Annotated in this window: 1 pseudogene; it reads right to left on the reverse strand. The window is 49.5% G+C overall.

What is annotated here, in order from left to right:
* A pseudogene (locus tag QN347_RS19770) lies at positions 1-281 on the reverse strand (2-isopropylmalate synthase); the annotation flags it as partial.

Below are 281 nucleotides of genomic sequence, written 5' to 3' on the forward strand. Positions count from 1 at the left end.
GTTATACGGTGTTGGTTGCCAGACCTCCGACACGGCATCGCACACATTTTTTGAGAAATCGAGTTCAGTGAGGCTAAAGGATTCTGGCGAATATTCAAAACCCCATTTGGTCTCCGGATGTTGTGCGACCAGTTCTTTAACGAGCTTGGTGCCGTTGACGGCGATGGCTTTAATCTCTTCACGCGACATACCAAAAACGATACGGCGGAAGGCTGGTGCGATGGAATTATACAAATGCACAATCGCCTGTTTGGCGCCGACAACTGACTCCACAGTACGAC

The organism is Sphingomonas sp. 10B4 (assembly GCF_035019905.1).
Classification (GTDB): Bacteria; Pseudomonadota; Alphaproteobacteria; order Sphingomonadales; family Sphingomonadaceae; genus Sphingomonas; species Sphingomonas glacialis.